This window comes from Nostoc sp. LPT (assembly GCF_017115165.1).
In the GTDB taxonomy this organism is placed as follows: domain Bacteria; phylum Cyanobacteriota; class Cyanobacteriia; order Cyanobacteriales; family Nostocaceae; genus Nostoc.
Window position 1 is genome coordinate 31,790 of record NZ_JABXKF010000123.1, and the last position, 19,465, is coordinate 51,254.

Here is a 19,465-nt window from a genome sequence, read left to right on the forward strand (position 1 = left end):
TTTGTTTTAAAAACACTGCAACCTTTAGTTCAGAGGTTAATAAAATGCCTTTGTTTTTCTTGATACCACTATGTACTGCTTTAGCTACTGGTTATTTCTTTAAAAAGAGTACTGATGAGATAGCATATCTTGCAGGTGTATTCGCAGCGATTAGCTTGATCTTAAGTTTAGTATTAGCACCTTGGCAGATTCAGTTTGGATTATTAATCATTGTCTTCGTCATTACCAACAGACTTTTACAGGATAATGAGTCCAAACAATAGGAAAACAACCTAGAGAAACCTCTATCCAGCCAAGGGAACTTAGCGTTGTTTTTCTTGATACCACTATGTCCTGTTTGAACTACTGTCTGCTTGTTCAAAAAGAGTACTAATTAAAGTGCATACTTTGCAGCTATTAACTTGATTTTAAGCATAGTATTAGCACCTTGGCAGATTCAGTTTAGATTGTGAATCATTATTACCAACAGAATTTTGTGAGGATAATGAGTCCAAACAATAGAAAAACCTCTATCCAGCCAAGGAAAATTGGCGGACTACTAACTCTGTCTGAGATATGTGAATTTAGATGAAGACTTTTGGAAATAGATAAAAAACAATTCAAACTCTCGATTGTCATCTAAAAATTCAGGCTGTAATTTAGTATAACCTTGTGTGATATTATCAGCACAAGTACTGTTGTTCAAGTTTCAATTTTCCTTAGGTAAACTCTTAGCTTTGTATTATTGACTCTAATACTAACTCTTTACTTATACAAGTTTAATACCCAGAAATTACTTTATAAATAGTACAAATTTCCAAGGCAAAAATTCATAATAGAGGAGGATTTTTGTTTTATGAAGTTTTTGTTTAAGTGTATTTGCAAGTAGATAAATTTTTGATAAAGTATGACGATAAATTTGCAACATGCCTTTCTCGTGGTATTCTAGTAAGTAATTACATGTAACAATAAATTTGGAAAAAACAGCTTATTTAAAATTATCATGAAAAATCAAGCAACCCTAATACTAAATGGTGTAGAAATATCTCAAATTCAATGCAAGCAACTTCAACTTAAAGTTGATTAGCCAACGCTAGTTTGCATTAGTTGTTTTGTTAAAAAGGCTCTATTTAGACATTCAGTAAAATTACCCATAAACCTGTAAAGTGTATTACTGTAGATTGATTTATCTCTCTATAATTTACGCACCCAGTCAGACTTGTATTACTTATTGTGTTCCCATGCCCAAAAAGAGCATGTATACATACTCAATTTGAGTAAAAACCATTACTTTTATAAATCGGCTTAATTTCCAGCCGAGATTACAGATACGTCTGTAAGCCGGGAGAAATTTGATGATATGTCAATACATTAATCAACTTTCCTGAAGCAAATAGAGAATATTTATCAATCCAGCTAGGTTTTATAGTTTGAGAAGATCGATACTATCTTCAAAAGATTTCTACAACAGGATACAACTGATGAAAGTTAATGAATGGGTTAATCAAAAATTATAGCAATCCATTTTGATTTAGGTGCATCTGTTGAATATGTGGGTGGAATCAGAGTTCAGCATCAGCGATGTTTACGACGGGCTACATCTACGCACACTGCAAACTTTATATATGTGAGAGAATTTGTGACAAAGTTCTCAACCTTCCTATGTCTGCATCTACTACTAGATTATCGCGATCGCGCTCAAAATCGTCTTGGAGCAAACCTGGGTAGCACAGAAAATATCTGTAATTCACAGTTGGGCAAACTCTAAATTGATTGTCCCAATTGCCAAGCAAGAAACTGGTTTGCTTGGGAGTATAATCCAGTAAAACAATTAAGCGTGCTTTACTCCGAATCATATCGAACGCTTCCATGATAGAGCAATCATCCTGGAATATGACATAGTATTTAGTTTTTAACTCTAGGGCATGAGCTTCAACGATCGTTTTGATATCAGTCACTTCAACATAGTCTTCCTAATTTTGTTATCTATTTACTGAAGTGGAAGTCAAATTGTAGAGAAGGTTTTGCCGAGATATGAAACCTTCAAAACAACTGGTTTTTTACTGCCAAGTTCATACCTACTATCTTGATTAAGGCAAAGTACGATGAAATCTATGTCGCAAAAAAGTTCAAACTTTAAAATAATCCCTTATATTATTTTATTTGTAAGTATTTTACTTAGTATTTGTGGACAATTACTGATGAAAAATGCCATGGTTAATACAAATGAGGGAGTACTTACTTGGGAGTTTTTTCAGAAATTATCATTAGCTATTACTGTCTACTGTTTAGGAATAGTAAATTGGATATTGGCTCTGCGATCTGTAAAATTAAGTATTGCTTATCCCCTGACTAGTTTAAATTATGTCGGGATACTTTTCGGTTCATACTACTTTTTTAATGAGGTGATTACATTAACTCGAATAGTAGGAGTAATCACTATATTCTTGGGTGTTCTTTTAGTAGTTAATCCCCTAAAAAAGTTCAAATTTAGATAATTAATTACTTAAAAAATTAAAAATGAGTATTTTTACTTGGCTAAATTTAATGCTTGTCGTTTTGTTTGGAACAACAGCTCAACTTTCACTCAAGTATGGACTTTACATTTCTAACTCTAATAAAGGAGAAAGCGGATCTCTCAAAAATCTCTTATTATCTCGTTATTTTTTGATTTGGTTTATCTGCTATACATTTATGACTATATTGTGGCTTTATGTATTGCGGACAATTCCTTTAAGTCAAGCCTTTCCAGTTTTAGGATTAATGTATGCATTTGTACCAATTGCATCTCACTATCTTTTAAAAGAAGAAGTTATGTTTAGCCAGTGGTTAGGAATTTCCGTTATTATAACTGGCGTAATTTTGGTTGTACATTAATAGCTTAATAGGCAAATAATCAGATTATTTAGTATTAACAGCTTCTGAACATCATCCTCTAAAACATTTTCACAAAATCTAAATTTAATTTATGAATATAGGTATCGTTGGCGCAGGTATAACTGGGCTAGTATTAGCTCAACGTCTTTCACATCAAGGACATAAAGTCACTGTCTTTGATAGTAACAAGCAGCTTGGTGGACTTACTACTTATCATGATTACGGATTATTTACCTGGGATCGCTTTTATCACGTTATCTTACCTTCTGATACTCACTTAATAAATTTTATCAGAGATATTGGTCTGGGAGATAAACTGCGTTGGCATCGAAGTTTAACAGGCTTTTATGACAATAAAAAGTTTTATTCTATTAGTAACAGTATAGAATTCCTACGTTTTCCTTTATTTGGGCTTATCGGTAAAATCAGATTAGCTTTTACTCTCCTATATGGTTCCCGCCTTAATAACTGGCGGCGTTTAGAGAAGATTTTAGTTGAAGATTGGCTATTGAAACTCGGTGGTAAAAACACATACGAAAAGCTTTGGAAACCTTTGCTTTTATCCAAATTAGGAGAAAACTATAAGCGAATATCAGCAGTTTTTATCTGGGCTTATATCAAACGACTATTTTCAGCGCGCGATTCTTCATTAAATAAAGAACAACTTGGTTATGTCTCTGGCGGTTATAAAACTGTTTTTGACCATATAGAAAAATTAATTTGTGCGGCTGGAGGTCATATCCACAAAGGTGTTGCAGTTGAATATATCGCACCTCATCCAGAGGGTGGAATGTGGGTAGAATATCAGGGTAAAAAAGAGCATTTTGATAAAGTCATCTTTACTGGTCCAGTTAATATCTTGCAACAGGTTGCTGCCAAGGGGCTAGTGAAAGTTTCAGACACTGGTGAAACAGTAGAATACCTGGGTGTAATCTGCATGGTACTGATTACTCGTAAACCTTTAGTTCCTTATTACGTAGTAAATATCGCCGATAAAAATATTCCTTTTACCGGAGTTATTGGTATGAGTAATTTAGTTTCTTTACAAGAGACAGCAGGGTATCACATTACATTCTTACCAAAATATATACTTTCCACTGACCCGTTGTTAAAACAACCAGATGACAAATTACGCCCAATATTTTTCCAAGGTATACGTTTAATGTTCCCCGAACTCAAAGCAGATGACATTGTGGCAGCACATATTAATCGAGCGATTAAAGTACAGCCACTACAAATTTTAAATTATTCAAGCCTTGTTCCAAAAGTGAGTACTGAAAACGATGATTTTTTCGTCGTCAATACCTCACAGTTGGTCAATGATAGCGTCAATAACAACGCAGTAGTTCGACAAGTCGATGAATTTCTCAAAAAATCAGCATTACTTAATTCTTGAAATTTGAGTAATCACATTTTATTTTAAAAATCACACGAGGTCTTTATGAGTCTTTTTGTTCTTTTACCCGCATATAACGAGCAAGAATCAATTCGACCCTTGTTCAAAAAGTTTCAAAGATTGCAGCAAATCTTTAATATAGAGATAGAACTGATTCTTGTCGATGATGGCAGTAGTGATAAAACTGCTCAGACTGCTTTACAAGAATCCCAATCACTGGGTATATTACTGAAATTAGTCCAACATCCCAAAAATGCTGGTTTAGGTCAAGCAATTAAAACAGGTTTTACGACTTTCTTAGAAATTTCCAAAGAAGGTGATTTTTTAGCGGCGATGGATTGCGACAATACTCAGCCACCAGAACTATTAATAAAAATGTATGACACTATGATAGCTGGTAGCTATGATATTGCGATCGCATCTAGATATCGAAAAGGTTCTAAAGTCATAGGCTTATCAAAATTTAGAGAGCTGATGAGTTACGGAGCCAGCTGGCTTTTCAGAATTGCCGCCCGTGTACCAGGGGTAAAAGACTACACTTGTGGTTACAGACTGTATAACCGTACTTTCCTCAGTAAACTGGATATGTATTATGGGGACAATCTATTCACTGAAAGTGGATTTGCTTGCATGATAGATTTACTGCTGAAAGCCAAATTACTCAAACCAAAAATCGTAGAAATTCCAATGGTTTTAAGATACGATCAAAAACCGACTGCTAGCAAAATGAAAATTCTTAAAACTATTACTCGAACACTAAAGCTCTTGTTTAAGAATCTAGCATCAACAGAGCCAACTTCCAATTTAGGTCAGGCTTTCAAAGAGCAAGAGACAGTCAGAATTCCACTGAAAATGGCAAATCGTAAATAAACCTGAGAATAAATAGGTTTTCACTAAGAATTAACTGGATGGGAAAATACTAATTTATCAATGGTGGGATTATAGAGATGAGCAAGGCAGAAATCAAAAATAAGTTTGTTTAATGAAATTGTTGGTTGCTTTTACTAATATATCTGGGTGGATCTTCCTTTCTATAGTTTCAGAAATTATAAGACAGTCTAAGACTGTCTTATAATTATGTATGAAAAATATTACATCCAGTATTGCAACTGATTCTCTAAGCATTCTCTTCATTGATTACCAGGGCGCAACTATGCTATAGATAATTTGAATATTTTGCTTCATACCAAGGTCAGTAACAGCGACAAGATATTGTAACAAGGCATCAACATCCTTAATAGCTTTAGCGGTAAGCCGAACTTTTCCAGTTGGTGTTTGTGTCCAAGAAAATGCGGGAATTGGAAAACCATGAGCAAAACTGTGTCTGACTTGCAGAATATCGTTTAGCATCTGTTGAGTGGCGAGTGCATTCATGCTTCTTTTTGACCAAACCCAATCATTGATAGGGTCATAGCCAGTATATTGAAACCAAAGTTACGCGAATTATCTGCATTTGGTGTATTAAATTGTTTAAGCGATCGCTCCCTCAAGTGCATTACTTCTAAGATATTTCTTCTTCTTCTGACTTTTATCTAGGCGTAGAAGCTAAAGTCCAAGTGCAGTGAGGAAACCCCTACTGCATAACTGCCAACTGTGGCTTTCACTCATTTGTTAGACTGAACACACTAGGATTTTTCAGTCAAATCTCTGAACTACGCCAGCAGACGAGGCTACCCATGCTTACAAGTACGCTACTTCTCTCGAATCAACTTCCCACTCTCCAATATTCCTCCACACCAGAGCGTTTCGATGAAACCTGGGAAGCCCCCCTGGCTACCCTTCTGGGACTAGGACGCGCCGCTGGCGCTGACTTCATCGAATTATTTTTAGAGCGTCGCAACTATATTAGTTCTCTTGCAGAAGATGACGCTATCACAAGTATTTCACCCAGTCTGTCTACAGGCGCGGGAGTCAGGGTATTTCGTGGCAAAGCTGACTGCTACGTTAGCACTAATAACCTTTCGTTTTCCGGTTTGAAAGCAGCCTTAGAAAAAGGTCTTTCTATCTTGGGATTACAACTACCCACTGCTAAAGCTTTCATCCCAGAAATCAACCTGGAATTACTCAGAGATTACGCCACCAAAAGAGGTAAAGATGCATGGCTACCTGTGTGTAGCTCCATCCGAGAAATGGGAGAAATCCTTCTTGATGGTACTGCCCACCTGAAGCAAAAAGCTAGCCACGTCCAATCGCGCCGTGCTACCTATTTCCGGGATTGGCAAGAAGTTTTAATCGCCGCTAGTGACGGGACTTTTGCCCGTGATATTCGCCTTACGCAATCAGTAGGATTTAACCTATTGTGTGCTGATGGTGCTAATCGTACCTCAATTGGCGATCGCGCGGGTAATACTAGCGATGCCAACTTCTTGAGAACTTGGGATTCTCAACAAGCTGCCGAGAAAATAGCAGAATCGGCTGGAAAAATGCTCTACGCAGATTACGTGGAATCGGGTACTTATCCTATCATTATGGCCAATCACTTTGGCGGCGTAATCTTTCACGAAGCTTGCGGACACCTGCTAGAAACCACTCAAATTGAACGCAATACCACTCCCTTTGCTGACAAAAAAGGCGAAAAAATTGCCCATGAAAGTTTGACAGCCTGGGATGAAGGGCGCTCTGAAAATGCCTTCGGAACAATTGACATGGATGACGAAGGTATGCCTGCTCAAAGAACCCTCTTAATTGAAAAAGGCGTTCTGAAAAACTTCTTAGCAGATAGAACAGGTTCTGCACGCACCGGACACCCCAGAACTGGAAGTGGACGCCGCCAAAATTATACCTATGCCGCTGCTAGCCGGATGCGTAATACTTATATTGATTCTGGCGAATATAGCAATGATGAATTATTTGCCTCTGTTGATAAAGGTATTTACTGTAAAAAGATGGGTGGTGGTAGCGTTGGTGCTACAGGTCAATTTAACTTTAGTGTTGATGAAGCTTATTTAATTGAAAATGGCAAAATCACCAAACCACTAAAAGGAGCAATTTTAATCGGTGAAGCCAAGGAAATTATGAATAAAATTTCCATGTGTTCTCAAGATTTGGAAATTGCACCAGGTTTTTGTGGCTCAGTCAGTGGCAGTATTTACACCACAGTCGGACAACCCCACATCAAGGTTGATTCTATTACTGTAGGGGGACGATAAGAATTTTAGATTTTAGATTTTGGATTTTGGATTGTGAATGAGCAGGAGTTTCAGGCTAGAACAAAGCAGCTGACATTACGAGTTATTCGTCTAAAAATATAAGTCATAACATCCAAAATCCAAACTTTAATATCAAAAATGGAATCGTTTCCAATCCCAAATCTCAAATCCCAAATCTAAAATTAGCTATGCCGAATATCAAAGAGATTGCAAATTCTGCCAAGGATAATGCTGATAAGCTTGGCATTAAGAAATTCGACATTTATGGTTCAACAGTTGATGACACTAGCGTGCAAGTAGACCAAGGTGAGCCAAAACAGGTCAAAGCTTCAAACCGCTCTGGTGTTACTGTTCGTGTCTGGAATGAAGATAATACAATGGGTGTCACTAGCACCACAGATGTAGACCCCAAGGGACTAGAATTAGCTTTGAAAACTGCCTACGAAGCCAGTTTCTTTGGTGTTAAAGAAAATGTTCCAGATTTTAGTCCAGAGGCTACTACTCCGATTTCAAGTAAACCTCAGGCTAAAACATCCCAAGCACCTGTTGCTGAACTTATAGAAAAATTGTTGGTAGCTGAAAAAGAATTACTAGCGGCTCATCCAGCAATTAAAGGCGTACCTTATAATGGTTTGTCACAAAGAGATATTGACAGATTTTATCTCAATAGCGACGGCGCAGTGAGAACTGAATCTCACTCTTTGGCATCAGTTTATCTCTACAGCAAAACTGAGGAAGATGGCAAAAAGCCGCGCAGTGCAGGCGCTTTTAGAATCAACCAAAATTTAGATAATCTAGATATTAATGGTTGCATCAAAGAAACCGCCGATAAAACTATCAGTCACTTGAATTATGAAAAAATCAAAACTGGTAAATATCGAGTTGTTTTCTCTGCGGAAGCTTTCTTAAGTCTGTTGGGCGCTTTTTCTAACTTGTTCAATGCCCAAAGTATTTTAGACAATCAAAGTCTATCTACTCCTGATGATTTAGGTAAGCAAATTGCTTCTCCTCTGATTTCAGTTTTTGATGATGCACTGCACCCAGCTAACGTTGGTGCAGAAACTTTTGATGGCGAAGGAACTCCCACTCGTCAGATTTCGCTAATTGAAAATGGGGTTTTAACAAGCTTTCTCCACAGTGCAGGTACTGCTAAAAGGTTAAATACCCAACCAACCGGTAATGCTAGTATTGGCGCAAAAGTCAGCGTTAGTCCAAATTTTTATCACGTATTTTCAACAGCAACTCCTGAGCAGGAATTGAGCTTAGAAACTGCTGAAAATGTGATTTTTATCGATGATTTACAAGCTCTCCATGCTGGAGTTAAATCCTTGCAAGGTTCCTTTTCTTTGCCGTTTGATGGTTGGCTAGTTAATAAGGGAGTAAGGACGAGTATTGAGTCAGCAACTGTTGCTGGCGATTTCTTGGAACTTTTGAAGTCAATTATTTATGTAGAAAAAGAGCCAGAGTTAACGCCAGGGGGGGTTTGCCCGAAAATCTGGGTTAATGAACTATCGATTACCGGCGAATAAATAAAACTTAGTCAGTGCAGAGTTAAGAGTTTAACTCTTAACTCATCACTTGGAAAGACATGACTGATCATTAGTATTCACCACCAATGCTAATGGCAGTATTAAATACATCAGCACCGCTTAAATCAACACCAGCTAAAACAGCGCCATCTACGTCACTATTATATAAACGGGAATTACTCAAATTCACGTTGGTAAGATTGGCATTATTTAACATCGTATCGCTAACAAATGCTCGTGTGAGATTAGCAGACTTTAAATTAGCTCCAGTTAAATCTGCACCTTCTAAGTTAGCACCTTGGAGATTAGCTCCTTTTAAATTTGCATTTCTCAAGTCAACACCGATTAGATGAGCACCTTTAAGGTTAGCTCCTGCTAGATTGCATCCCGAACATTCTCTAGTTTCTAACAAGCGGCGGACAAAGGCGGAATTTTCTGCTTTGACGGGAATGGGAGCAGCTAAGGATAGCGTGCTGAGTAAGGCTGCTGCCGTCAAAAAAATTCGTTTCATAATTTACCTCGGACACTTCTAGAAGTCATTAAATTCTCAACTTCTACGATACCAGTGTGCCAAAATTACAGAATTCTGTCCTCATGCCATTGGAGGAATAATAAATTCGATGAGATTAGATATTGTTCCGTAATGTACTCCGATGGGAGTAAATTTCAAACTGAGATTATATTAAGCCTTGCCGCTACCTAATAGGTACAAGAGTGCCATCCGAACAGCGACACCGCTGGTAACTTGTGATTGAATTAGACTAAACTCTGGGTCATCCATCAATTCAGAACTAATTTCAACACCACGGTTGACTGGGCCTGGATGCAAAACTTTGACGCTAGGTTTACAAAGTTGCAGTTTTGTGCATGTAATGCCAAATAGCTGATGATATTCTCGCAAACTTGGCAGCAAATGAGCCGTCATCCGTTCCTTTTGCAGGCGCAAAGTCATGACAAAATCGGCATTCTGCAAAGCTGGTTCTAGCTGCCAATGAAGAAATAGTTGGGGATTGGGGGAATTACTCCTGACTTCTGACTCCTGACTCCTAACTCCTGACTCTTCAGAGATAAACTCAGTAAAGAATTTAGGTAAAAGGGTTGGTGGTGCTGCCAGATGCACTTCGGCACCACTGGCAATTAAACTCCAAATATTTGATCGCGCCACGCGAGAATGGAGAATATCCCCAACAATGGCAATCTTTTTCCCTTTTAAAAGTTCCAGTCGGGGATGATCTGGGTCAATTAGAGTAGTTATGGTAAATAGATCTAGCAGTGCTTGAGAAGGATGCTCATGTTGACCATCACCAGCATTGAGGACGCTAACTCGTACACCTAGACGATCCATTTCAGCTGCGATCGCATTCGGTACTCCTGCCTCTCGATGGCGGACTACCATAATATCAGTTCCCATAGCCAAATAGGTTTTCGCCGTGTCGAGAATTGTTTCTCCCTTAGTCATAGAAGATGTGGCGGCGGCGAAGTTCAGCGTATCCGCACTTAAGCGTTTGGCTGCAAGTTCAAAACTGCTGCGAGTGCGGGTAGACGATTCAAAAAATAAATTCGCCACTACTTGTCCCTGCAAGGTTGGTACTTTCTTTGTCCGCCGTGATAGCACCTCTTGAAAAGAGGCAGCAGTTTGCAAAACTGTATCGTATTCAGTAGTAGTGAAGTCAGCTAGGGAAAGAATGTGATGACGATTCCAGGTAGTAGTAGGCATAGAATTTTGGAAGTGGGGACAAGGGGGACAAGGAGGACAAGGGTAATAACCAATGCCCCATGCCCAATGCCCAATCCCTTCACGTTGGTAAATGGAAAACGTTTAAAGCTAGAGAAATTAGGCTGAGGAACGTTAAAAACCCAATTGTATCTAGCATTGTAGTCACTAACGGGCCACTAACCAAAGCAGGGTCAAGCTTCAGCCGTGTCAAACCCATTGGCAGTAAAGTACCGAGTGTGACAGCCACAATTGTATTAGTTGCCATTACCATTCCGGCAATTAAAGCCACCCATCGTTCTTGAGGTCGCGCCCAAATTAAAGAAAGCAGTATCATCGTTGTAGCTAAAGCTAGGGCTGTACCTAAGCCAGCTAAAAGTTCCTTGCGGAGAATCTTTAAGGTATCTTTGGGTGTTACCTCTCCCACTCCCAAGCCGCGGATTGTTACCGTTAATGATTGAATACCGACAGTACCACCAGTGTTAGAAAAAATTGGCATGATTACTGCTAGAACTGGTACTGCGGCAATTACAGATTGAAAAGGCGCGATCGCACTGGCTGCACCAATATATAGTGCCATGATACCCAACAGCCAAGGTAAGCGGTTGCGGATGGTTAACAAAGGAGAGGATAAAGCTGCTTCATCACCACTCACACCCGCCAGTTTTTGGATATCTTCTGTAGCTTCTTCTTCCAAAATATCCATGACATCATCAATGGTGACAATGCCCACCAATCGGTCTTCTCGATCGACGACGGGGATCGCGATTAAGTCGTAACGCTGCATAATTCGCGCCACTTCTTCTTGGGGAGTTTCAGTTCTAACTTTGATGACGCGATCGCTAGCAATATCTTTAATGAAAACATCGGGAAAGGTAAACAGCAATTGACGTAGTGAAACTACTCTCACTAGCGTCCGGTTGTCATCTGTAACGTATGCATAGTAAATCGATTCCTTGTCTTCGTCCTGACGGCGGATTTTGCTCAAAGCTTCGCCCACAGTCAATCCTTGTCGCAACCGAACATATTCGGTTGTCATCACCCGCCCAGCAGTGCCTTCTGCATAGCCGAGAATCGTTGCTGTTGCTTGCCTTTGTTCTGGACTCAGTTCTTGCAATAGCCGTTTGATTACCCCAGCAGGTAGTTCATCAAATAATTCTGCCCGTTCGTCAGGACTCATCTCTTCTACAAGTTGCACTACCTGGACATCATGTAGGGAATTAATTAGTTCTTCCTGCACCTCTGTCGGCAGATATTCAAATACATTAATTGCCTGACCTTTGTTGAGTAAACGGAATGCGATCGCGCGTTGTTGTTCAGGCAATTGTGTAATGTATTCTCCCACATCCACAGGTTGCAAGCGATTTAAATCCCATTTCAACTGGTTTAAATCGGTAGTATCAGTCAACAAATCACGAATATCTTCTGTGAGCATGATATATATCTCCTAAGTCTCCCCCGCGCTGGGAGACTTCCTCACCACAGCTCAGAGGAGGTTGATACTGCCATCTTGTGGACTATGGTCCATAAAATTTCAACAATTCAATATCGATATCTAGATCAAAGCATTGCTAGTCATCATCGTAACCCGGAATAGTACTCTCCGGTAGATACTGAGAAATTTTAAATTTTTAGTAGCTTTATGTACATTTTTTCGCTTAGTACCTGGATTTTTTGGGGAATTATTCTGCGCTCGTAGTAAGTTTTGCTACTTATATAATCTGTGATAACTGGCGATCGCGAATAAATAACCATACGGATGGCTAAAAAAAGGAGAGTTGTCTCCAAACCAGGGATTAGGATTCTGCGTATTAACAAATGCTTGAGGTTCAGTAATCTAAATTGAGATACTCTTACTTGAGCGTCGTTAACTAATTACTAAATCATAAATAGCTTCTAGCTTGGCAGTTTGCTTGCGAATATCAAAATTTTCGCAAATAAACTCTCGTCCTTTTTTACCCATACTTTTAGCTAAAGCCCTGTCAGACAAAAGAATATCTAATTTTTCTGCGAGAGCTTGATCGTCTTTTTCATCAACTAAAAAGCCAGTTTCTCCATCTAAAATAGCATCAGGGATAGCGCTATGCCAGGTAGAAGCTATTGGTAAACCAGAAGCAGCGGCTTCCAATATTGAAAGCGGTAAACCTTCGCTATCACCGTTCTTTGCTGTTTGACTGGGTAGAGAAAATATTTCTGCACCTCGCATCATTTTTTGAATCACTTCATAAGGTTTTGCTCCCATAAAATTTACTCTATTACTAATACCAAGCTCATCTGCTAGAGTTTTGAATTTTTCAGTCATTGTGCCATTTCCAATTTGGATAACTGACACATCTGGATGCTTACTGGCAATCTGAGAAAAGGCTTTTAATAGGGTATCAATTCCTTTTTTTTCAGTATGTCTGCCTACACATAAAATATATCTTTCATCTTTTGATTCACTGGCTGGGGCAAACTTCTCTAAATCTATACCACTATTTAGTTTAATAATTTTATCTTCAGGATAACCATATTTAATCATCTTTTTATACAAGAAACTAGAAAAAGCAATAAATTTAGATGCTTTTTGTTTTAATTCTTCTTCATGCAAAAGAAATTGATAAAATGCTGGATTACCTGACAGCCACATAGATAAACGTGAAACTGTAATATCAAAACCGTAAAATGTAACGATGAAAGGAATATTTAATTTTTCTGCCAATCGCATTGCGTAAATACCATCTGGGCCAAAATGTCCGTGAATTAATTTTATATTTTTTAGTTCAGCCTCTTTTCCAAACATATTTGGTGAGGCAGTAATTATATGAAATAATTGCTTAATTTTCCATTGATCATTATTACTAACAGCAATATTGTCAAAAGGAATTTCTTCTAAGAGTTTACAAGTAATAAATAACGGTTTGTATGTTTGTAAATTATGGGCTTGCTCTCCAATAAAAGTTTCTGATACTCTCGGATAAGCTCGACGATACATCCCAACTGTTTTCATTGTGTTACTCCTATTTAAGATTAATATTTATCTTTCCAAAAAATGAACGAGATATTGGGTAAAAAACTTTTAAGTTCGTGATACATTTTCGCCCTTGGTTCTATCTGCCTGCTACTATTTTGTATAAAATCATAAATACCTGATTGATTCAGAACAGCAATAACAATACCAATTTTTAGTTTTTTCAAGCCAAAAATAGTCTAAATCAAGGCTTTAATTCTTTAATTATTTATATTAGTAAGTGAAATAATAATTTCTCCTGAAACTATTATTTAGTAAATATCTTAGGGTGTAATAAAGCAAACTAGGATATTTCTTATGTAAACAAACTGATTAATTTTTTATGACTTACGCATTAACAGATAAGCCAAAATAGCAACTATGCTTTTCAAGGCTTCTAGCTAGATTCTTGCTAGCCCTAACAAAATATGGTTTGTAAAAGGCTGAACCAAGGTATTTATGTGGATGCACAAGAATCCATAAGCCCTATTTTTTATCAAACTTGATTGGTTGAGGATAGCCTCCTTTTGTTTACTGTAATTATTTGCTGAATGTTTAACACAAACACATCAATTTTAAAACATATCTACATTAAAATTATATTTATTTAATAAATATTTTTATAAAATGATTTATTTTATACCAGCATAAGCATAACCTCGGAGTAGTGATTTAGTTTAGACTAGCATAAGCTCATCCTTCGGAGTTAGGCACTCTTGATTTTTTGACATCATTCCACCATTGATATTATTTAGTTATAATTCCCGAATCTATGCACAAAGCCCAAAAAGCCCTCACCTCTTCGATCCTAATGATAAGTTTTTAACCGGACACAATATGATTTAGTACACCGAATCAATAGTGGATTCCCAAGACCACTCTTGAGAGTTCCTCTTTCTAAGACTCGACTTACTTGGAGGGATTTTCCCACCCACGCAGAGATCGATATTTCCAGAGGCGATTAATGTTTTCGTATATCATACGGTACGGAATGCTATCTCAATCTCCCATTCCCCATAGCCCAAGTGCAAGAAACCCACTCCTTTAAGGGGTTGAATTCTGCAAGTAGTTATGAATCAAATCATGAAAACATCTACCAAATTGCTAGCTAGCCCGGAGTATTACTACATCTATATAAGTAGTATTTGGTATCAAGCAACTTCATGCGTAGTCACCTGGACGACGAAGAATCAGAAATGGGTTAGCAGATTTCACCTCATAGTCGTGGTAATGTGTTTGAGCTTTGGCGCTCGCTTCTGATGCAATCCACTCAGGATGGTTATCTTGCCACAGAGGATGGCGTAAAATCAACATTGTCTGACGTTTTTGATTTTGGTGTACGTAGCCAGTGAGAGTTCCGAACTGAGTGGGTAAGCCGTAACCAAGGCGTTGAAGGGTAGCGGTAATTGGTGCATTCATCCCTTGATATAGTTCACTCCAAGGATTTGGAATACTGCCGTTGGGGGAATTGAGATCAATTACAGATGAGGCTGATAACACTAATTGGGCCATATCTAAAGCTAGTCGCCAGTCTAATAACCCGTGATAAGCAAGGTTTTGATAATCTCGCAAACATAAGTTGCATGATGTATCACAGGCGTTTCCATGTGGCTGATTTATCCACTTGCTGGCAATGCTATTAAGAATATTGGGATTCGCCAAATCCATCAATTTTTTAAATTCTTTTGGCTTTTCCAGAAACCGGCAATATCCTGCCCCATTTTCTAGATGATCGCATAAAAAAGCCTGCCCGATCACAGTTCCATTTTGCTCTAGCGATCGGAACCCAGCTTGCAACTCCATTGCATCCACATCTAATTGGGTGGCGGCCGCTACCCGCAACCAAAATGCAAAGGAATACCAAGCCGCACGTCCGATCACTGTGGTTGGATCTGCAAAAACACCAGTAGGCCATTCCTCAATATTTACCAACAAAATATCCGTCTTCCGGCGAGATAACAACGCCACCCGATAGGCAGAACCGGATGTAGTTACTGGGCTATTCTTATCTGAAGAAACAGCATAAGCTCCCGGTTTGGGCTTACCATAAATAAAGGCATTTTGAAAATCAAATCCGCCATTGCCGCCGTTGTCATTCACAGAAATTATGTGGTCATTGAATGCAGAAACGGAAGCGTTAAGGATACGCTGGATATTACCTACCTCAGCATTCACACTTAAAGATGGTCTGGTTGCGTTTGGTTGCCACTCAAATTGTCCATCAAAGTCTTCTGGTTGCAAGTTAGTAAAAAATCCCTTGAGTTCTCTAGCATCTAGACAACGTAAAGCATCCACCCCGCAGACTGGACAGGTATCTTTTGGCGGTTCCTGACCTCCTGGATGTGGTTTTTTTAACAATTTGTATGGGTAGATAACCGCTTGACAGTTAGCACAAAGTCCTAAAGATTTATTCTCTTGAGTGAAGGCTGGTACAAGTCCTGGTTTAGAATCTATATTCTTACCTTGGGGATATAATTCGACTACACCACAGGCTGTATGCACAGCTTTATCTTTCACCGTTTGGGAACGAGGGGCAAATTGGCTGAGGGCAATATCTAGATTGCGATCGACTACTCCCTCTGTTGGCGGCCATTGGTTGGTGCGTGTGGGAAAGCGGGTATAAAGCGATCGCACCCGCGTCGGAAGTACTTTTGGGCATAGCCTGGTAAGTTGTGATCTGTTCCAGGGTAAAAAAACTTAGAATACTGATGTCGGCGACGGATGCCTAATTGTCTGATTACTGCATCAGTAGCTTGAATTATTTTAGATGGTGTATTTTCTAGCGGTTGATAACTGACCCACCCTTGCCCGAAACCCTCCATTGTGCGTACCATGTGATCAAACAATGGATTCATCAGTTCAGCAGTGAGCATATCTTCCAGTCGGGTAGCATGGTCAGTCTGATTTTGTGTCGCTGGAAAAATTCTCGTCACCAAATTAGCATTCCAGTTGTAGCATTCAAACCAAGAATACCGTTGCTGACCCTGATTTTGTCCAACCCAGTAATTCAAGGCGCGAAAACTCGATCCGCCGGGACAAATACCACACTCTAATAAAGCATCTCTAACTTTTTGTCGTAATTCCAACAAAGGAATGCGTTCAGGGTAGCGTTTGAGTAAACCTAGCCATGCACTACTCGCCTGTTGATTATTGGCGGGTAAATCCATCAGCCAAAAAAGCGCCTCTGTAACTAAGGTAGGATTAGCATTAGCAAAGCGATCGCGCCGAGTCATATCATCTGCTGCTTGGGCTACAGCACTATAAAGATTAGCGTTTAAAGTCTGCAATTTTACTAGACTGGCTGGGCTATTAGCACTAGTAATTCGTAAAAAGGCGATCAGGTCATCCCAATATTGATAAAAAGACTGGATCAGTAATAGGCGCACCATATCGCGGTAATGGTCAAGTTCCATTCCCGCAGCCAGTTTAGCTGCATCTTGGCGACTATCAGAAAATATTACCAACTTCCGAGAACTACCTAATCCCTGTTGAGACGGTGCTGGCATTTCTCGTAACAGTCCACTAGCAATAACTTGACAAGCCTTTTGAAAGCCGGTGCGGTGGATACGTAAAGGAGTCGGGAATTTGTCTCGTCTACCGTAGTCAGCATCACATCGGGGACACTTTGTTGGTAGTGCTGGTTGATCTAAATCATCTCCCTTTATCTGATACAGCCACCCTGGAATCTCATCAGTTTTCGGCGATGTGGCATTCTGGATAAGTACGCCTGTTTGTTTGTCTAACTTTGCTTTCACCCACTGACGTTTTATTTTATCAACAGTCCATTCTAGAACTTGAGGTTGTGTAGTCCAGGCTGGTGTTTCTCCCGGTAATGGCCAAAATACCCGATAGTTGCTGTAACGTTGATTCATGACAACTAAATCGGGTATACCTTCTAAGTTCGGCTGATCTGGCGTCAGGATATCTACTGTCAGGTTACTTAGCTTGCGAGTACTTTTGTATCCTCCCAAAAAGACATCGCCACAGACTTCGCAGACAATTAAATCGAGAACGCGGGAACCACAACCGCAGCTGAGGCGATGGTTAGCATGGATAGCGCCAATGGTTGGTTGATCGCTTTGTCGCTGAACTTGATCGACTTGGATACAACTGGGGTTACAGCAAGCCCATAGGCTTTGCAAGTTGTGGAAAAATAAATGTCCGCGCACAGGTTGGGGCGATCGCCCATTACTCAATTTGGACATCCCCAATGCTAATAGTAGTCCCCGCATCGAGTCGGATACCAAACTACTATTCGCAGCGTTGGGGAAAAGTTCGTTATCTAAATCTGTTTGGTGTTTTTGTTTATTGGGATCTTTGACTTTCGCCGCCCGAACCGACGGCTGATTAGTTTGGCGAACAACGCGATCGACTTCCTGACAAGCATCGCGTAAAGCTTCACCAGCACCAACAATCGCTAAAGCTTCACCGAGTTGCTTTTCTTCACTGATTCCAGATTCGGAGTATCCTAACTTGCTAGCTAAGGTAGACATAGCCAGACTATTTGCCGTTGGATCTGGCTGTGTCATCGACTGTAATGGATCGGGCTGCACTGACTGGGCAAACTCTGCAAAGGCACTTTGATATTTAACTAGAGATTTTCTGGCGTTGGCTTTTGGCTGTTGTTGTTGTCCAGTAATGAAAGCAAACCGTTTGTCATCACGTCCAAAAAATTCGCGCAGGAATTTTCTTCCTTCTCGGTTATCATCCAAACTGGCTGTAGTTGTGACTATCCGCAGCTTGGGCGAATCTGGTGTTAAACCCAACCGCGAAAAAAGCAAGCGTAAAATATAGGCAACTTCCGTTCCCGGAGTGCCACGATAGGCGTGTAATTCGTCAATAATTAAGAAAAATTGCCGTTCTGGATGATTTGGTTCTGCCAGCCAGTCACGAGTTATATCAAAAATATCGTTTTCAATGCTCCGCATCATCATAATGTTGAGCATGGAGTAGTTAGTAATTAGAATATCTGGTGGAGTATCTTGCATATCCCAACGTGACCACATTTCGCCACCATCAAGTCGGGGAAAGTAGTAAGGTAAATCGGGATTTAAAGATAAATTCCCTTGAAGTAAATTTTGTTGCTGCTTGGCATACTCATCTAATTTGTTTCGCAGTCGTTTGATTTTATCAGGTGTTGGTTCACCCGGAATCGGGGTTTCTCCAGTGTAACGCCCAAAGGTGATGCGGTTTGTGCCGCGTTCTCTATCTAGCCAATCGTGGATTTCTGGCGCTGACAGGGCTTTTCTGAGTCGTCGCAATTGGTCTTCTACTAAGGCGTTGAGGGGATATAGTATCAAACCTCGCATCGCTTTGGGGCGGGTAACGTGTTTCCACTGAGAAACGCGATCGCCCTGAATATCCCACCAGCAATGATTACTTGGTGGAGGCGGACTTGCCTCCCAAGTGCTGGATTCCCATGCTAAATGGGCGAGTAGTGGCAATAAAAAGCACTCAGTTTTCCCGGAACCTGTACCAGTGGTAACAACTAAATCTTTTTGGTTGATTAAAACTGACTCTAAACTTTCCCATTGGTGTTGATAAAGTTCGATTCCCTCTTCAAACAGCATTTTTCCCAGTTGTGCCAAATCATGGTATTTTCCAGGCAGTTGTTTGGCAGCAGTTTGCAAGTCTCTCCCAGATGAGGGATAAATGGGAACTGGTTCAATTAAAGGTGGTTGGCTTAAAATACCTAGTTCTTGTAAAAGGCGATCGCGTTCTGCGGCTAAAGAGCGATAACGTAAAGGAAAAGCACTTTTAATATACAGCTGATAGATATGGTTAAGTCGTTGATACGCTCCAACTACGTCATGCACAAATTAAAGCCTCTTC

15 protein-coding genes are annotated in these 19,465 nt (G+C 39.6%); 7 read left to right on the forward strand and 8 right to left on the reverse strand.

Annotated features, from left to right (window positions below):
- The first annotated feature begins 44 nt into the window (after positions 1-44).
- Positions 45-263 (forward strand): hypothetical protein, encoded by a 219-nt coding sequence (locus HWQ58_RS22700; protein ID WP_104907227.1) that lies wholly within the window; start codon positions 45-47, stop codon positions 261-263.
- Between the two features lie 1,335 nt (positions 264-1,598).
- Here HWQ58_RS22700 and HWQ58_RS22705 read toward each other — a convergent pair.
- A complete protein-coding gene (locus HWQ58_RS22705; RefSeq protein WP_292867434.1) occupies positions 1,599-1,937 on the reverse strand; it encodes a hypothetical protein in 339 nt (112 codons plus the stop codon).
- A gap of 156 nt (positions 1,938-2,093) precedes the next feature.
- On the opposite strand from HWQ58_RS22705, the gene HWQ58_RS22710 reads away from it, so the two are divergent.
- From HWQ58_RS22710 to HWQ58_RS22725, 4 genes are all read left to right on the forward strand, one after another.
- A complete protein-coding gene (locus HWQ58_RS22710) occupies positions 2,094-2,477 on the forward strand; it encodes an EamA family transporter (RefSeq protein ID WP_292867613.1) in 384 nt (127 codons plus the stop codon).
- Between the two features lie 22 nt (positions 2,478-2,499).
- Complete coding sequence (locus HWQ58_RS22715) at positions 2,500-2,856, forward strand: EamA family transporter (protein WP_292784161.1); 357 nt, start codon at positions 2,500-2,502, stop codon at positions 2,854-2,856.
- Between the two features lie 91 nt (positions 2,857-2,947).
- The gene (locus tag HWQ58_RS22720) at positions 2,948-4,252 is read left to right on the forward strand and encodes an NAD(P)/FAD-dependent oxidoreductase (RefSeq protein WP_292867436.1); all 1,305 of its coding nucleotides are present in this window, start codon (positions 2,948-2,950) and stop codon (positions 4,250-4,252) included.
- 45 nt (positions 4,253-4,297) lie between these two features.
- Complete coding sequence (locus HWQ58_RS22725) at positions 4,298-5,122, forward strand: glycosyltransferase family 2 protein (protein WP_292867438.1); 825 nt, start codon at positions 4,298-4,300, stop codon at positions 5,120-5,122.
- Positions 5,123-5,389: 267 nt separating this feature from the next.
- Here HWQ58_RS22725 and HWQ58_RS22730 read toward each other — a convergent pair whose 3' ends face one another.
- Positions 5,390-5,626, reverse strand: a complete 237-nt coding sequence (locus HWQ58_RS22730) for a hypothetical protein (RefSeq protein ID WP_292867441.1) — start codon at positions 5,624-5,626, stop codon at positions 5,390-5,392.
- Positions 5,627-5,928: 302 nt separating this feature from the next.
- Here HWQ58_RS22730 and HWQ58_RS22735 point away from each other — a divergent pair, with 302 nt between their 5' ends.
- Positions 5,929-7,401, forward strand: coding sequence for a TldD/PmbA family protein (locus HWQ58_RS22735; protein WP_292867444.1), 1,473 nt, complete (start codon positions 5,929-5,931; stop codon positions 7,399-7,401).
- Between the two features lie 188 nt (positions 7,402-7,589).
- Entirely contained in the window at positions 7,590-8,930 is a 1,341-nt protein-coding gene (locus tag HWQ58_RS22740) for a TldD/PmbA family protein (RefSeq protein WP_292867447.1), read from the forward strand.
- 70 nt (positions 8,931-9,000) lie between these two features.
- Here HWQ58_RS22740 and HWQ58_RS22745 read toward each other — a convergent pair whose 3' ends face one another.
- The 6 genes from HWQ58_RS22745 to HWQ58_RS22770 all read right to left on the reverse strand — a co-directional run bounded on the left by HWQ58_RS22745 (position 9,001) and on the right by HWQ58_RS22770 (position 19,449).
- Positions 9,001-9,441 carry a pentapeptide repeat-containing protein gene (locus HWQ58_RS22745; protein WP_292867450.1) on the reverse strand — a complete coding sequence of 147 codons (441 nt, stop codon included), beginning with the start codon at positions 9,439-9,441 and terminating at the stop codon, positions 9,001-9,003.
- Positions 9,442-9,612: 171 nt separating this feature from the next.
- Positions 9,613-10,647 carry an aspartate carbamoyltransferase catalytic subunit gene (locus tag HWQ58_RS22750; protein WP_292867453.1) on the reverse strand — a complete coding sequence of 345 codons (1,035 nt, stop codon included), beginning with the start codon at positions 10,645-10,647 and terminating at the stop codon, positions 9,613-9,615.
- Between the two features lie 79 nt (positions 10,648-10,726).
- Positions 10,727-12,079, reverse strand: coding sequence for a magnesium transporter (mgtE, locus tag HWQ58_RS22755; protein WP_292867456.1), 1,353 nt, complete (start codon positions 12,077-12,079; stop codon positions 10,727-10,729).
- 432 nt (positions 12,080-12,511) lie between these two features.
- A complete protein-coding gene (locus HWQ58_RS22760) occupies positions 12,512-13,633 on the reverse strand; it encodes a glycosyltransferase (RefSeq protein WP_292867459.1) in 1,122 nt (373 codons plus the stop codon).
- Positions 13,634-14,794: 1,161 nt separating this feature from the next.
- A complete protein-coding gene (locus tag HWQ58_RS22765; RefSeq protein WP_292867462.1) occupies positions 14,795-16,267 on the reverse strand; it encodes a hypothetical protein in 1,473 nt (490 codons plus the stop codon).
- Entirely contained in the window at positions 16,204-19,449 is a 3,246-nt protein-coding gene (locus HWQ58_RS22770; protein ID WP_292867465.1) for a DEAD/DEAH box helicase, read from the reverse strand. The genes HWQ58_RS22765 and HWQ58_RS22770 overlap by 64 nt, the downstream gene beginning before the upstream one ends.
- Between the last annotated feature and the right edge of the window lie 16 nt (positions 19,450-19,465).

What these genes read in the sequence shown, in the direction of transcription:
- HWQ58_RS22715 (WP_292784161.1), top strand. Translation starts at nt 2,500, where the DNA reads ATGAGTATTTTTACTTGGCTAAATTTAATGCTTGTCGTTTTGTTTGGA.
- HWQ58_RS22750 (WP_292867453.1), bottom strand. Translation starts at nt 10,647, where the DNA reads ATGCCTACTACTACCTGGAATCGTCATCACATTCTTTCCCTAGCTGAC.
- HWQ58_RS22730 (WP_292867441.1), bottom strand. Translation starts at nt 5,626, where the DNA reads ATGAATGCACTCGCCACTCAACAGATGCTAAACGATATTCTGCAAGTC.
- HWQ58_RS22760 (WP_292867459.1), bottom strand. Translation starts at nt 13,633, where the DNA reads ATGAAAACAGTTGGGATGTATCGTCGAGCTTATCCGAGAGTATCAGAA.
- HWQ58_RS22700 (WP_104907227.1), top strand. Translation starts at nt 45, where the DNA reads ATGCCTTTGTTTTTCTTGATACCACTATGTACTGCTTTAGCTACTGGT.
- HWQ58_RS22710 (WP_292867613.1), top strand. Translation starts at nt 2,094, where the DNA reads ATGTCGCAAAAAAGTTCAAACTTTAAAATAATCCCTTATATTATTTTA.
- HWQ58_RS22745 (WP_292867450.1), bottom strand. Translation starts at nt 9,441, where the DNA reads ATGAAACGAATTTTTTTGACGGCAGCAGCCTTACTCAGCACGCTATCC.
- HWQ58_RS22740 (WP_292867447.1), top strand. Translation starts at nt 7,590, where the DNA reads ATGCCGAATATCAAAGAGATTGCAAATTCTGCCAAGGATAATGCTGAT.
- HWQ58_RS22720 (WP_292867436.1), top strand. Translation starts at nt 2,948, where the DNA reads ATGAATATAGGTATCGTTGGCGCAGGTATAACTGGGCTAGTATTAGCT.
- HWQ58_RS22725 (WP_292867438.1), top strand. Translation starts at nt 4,298, where the DNA reads ATGAGTCTTTTTGTTCTTTTACCCGCATATAACGAGCAAGAATCAATT.
- mgtE (WP_292867456.1), bottom strand. Translation starts at nt 12,079, where the DNA reads ATGCTCACAGAAGATATTCGTGATTTGTTGACTGATACTACCGATTTA.
- HWQ58_RS22735 (WP_292867444.1), top strand. Translation starts at nt 5,929, where the DNA reads ATGCTTACAAGTACGCTACTTCTCTCGAATCAACTTCCCACTCTCCAA.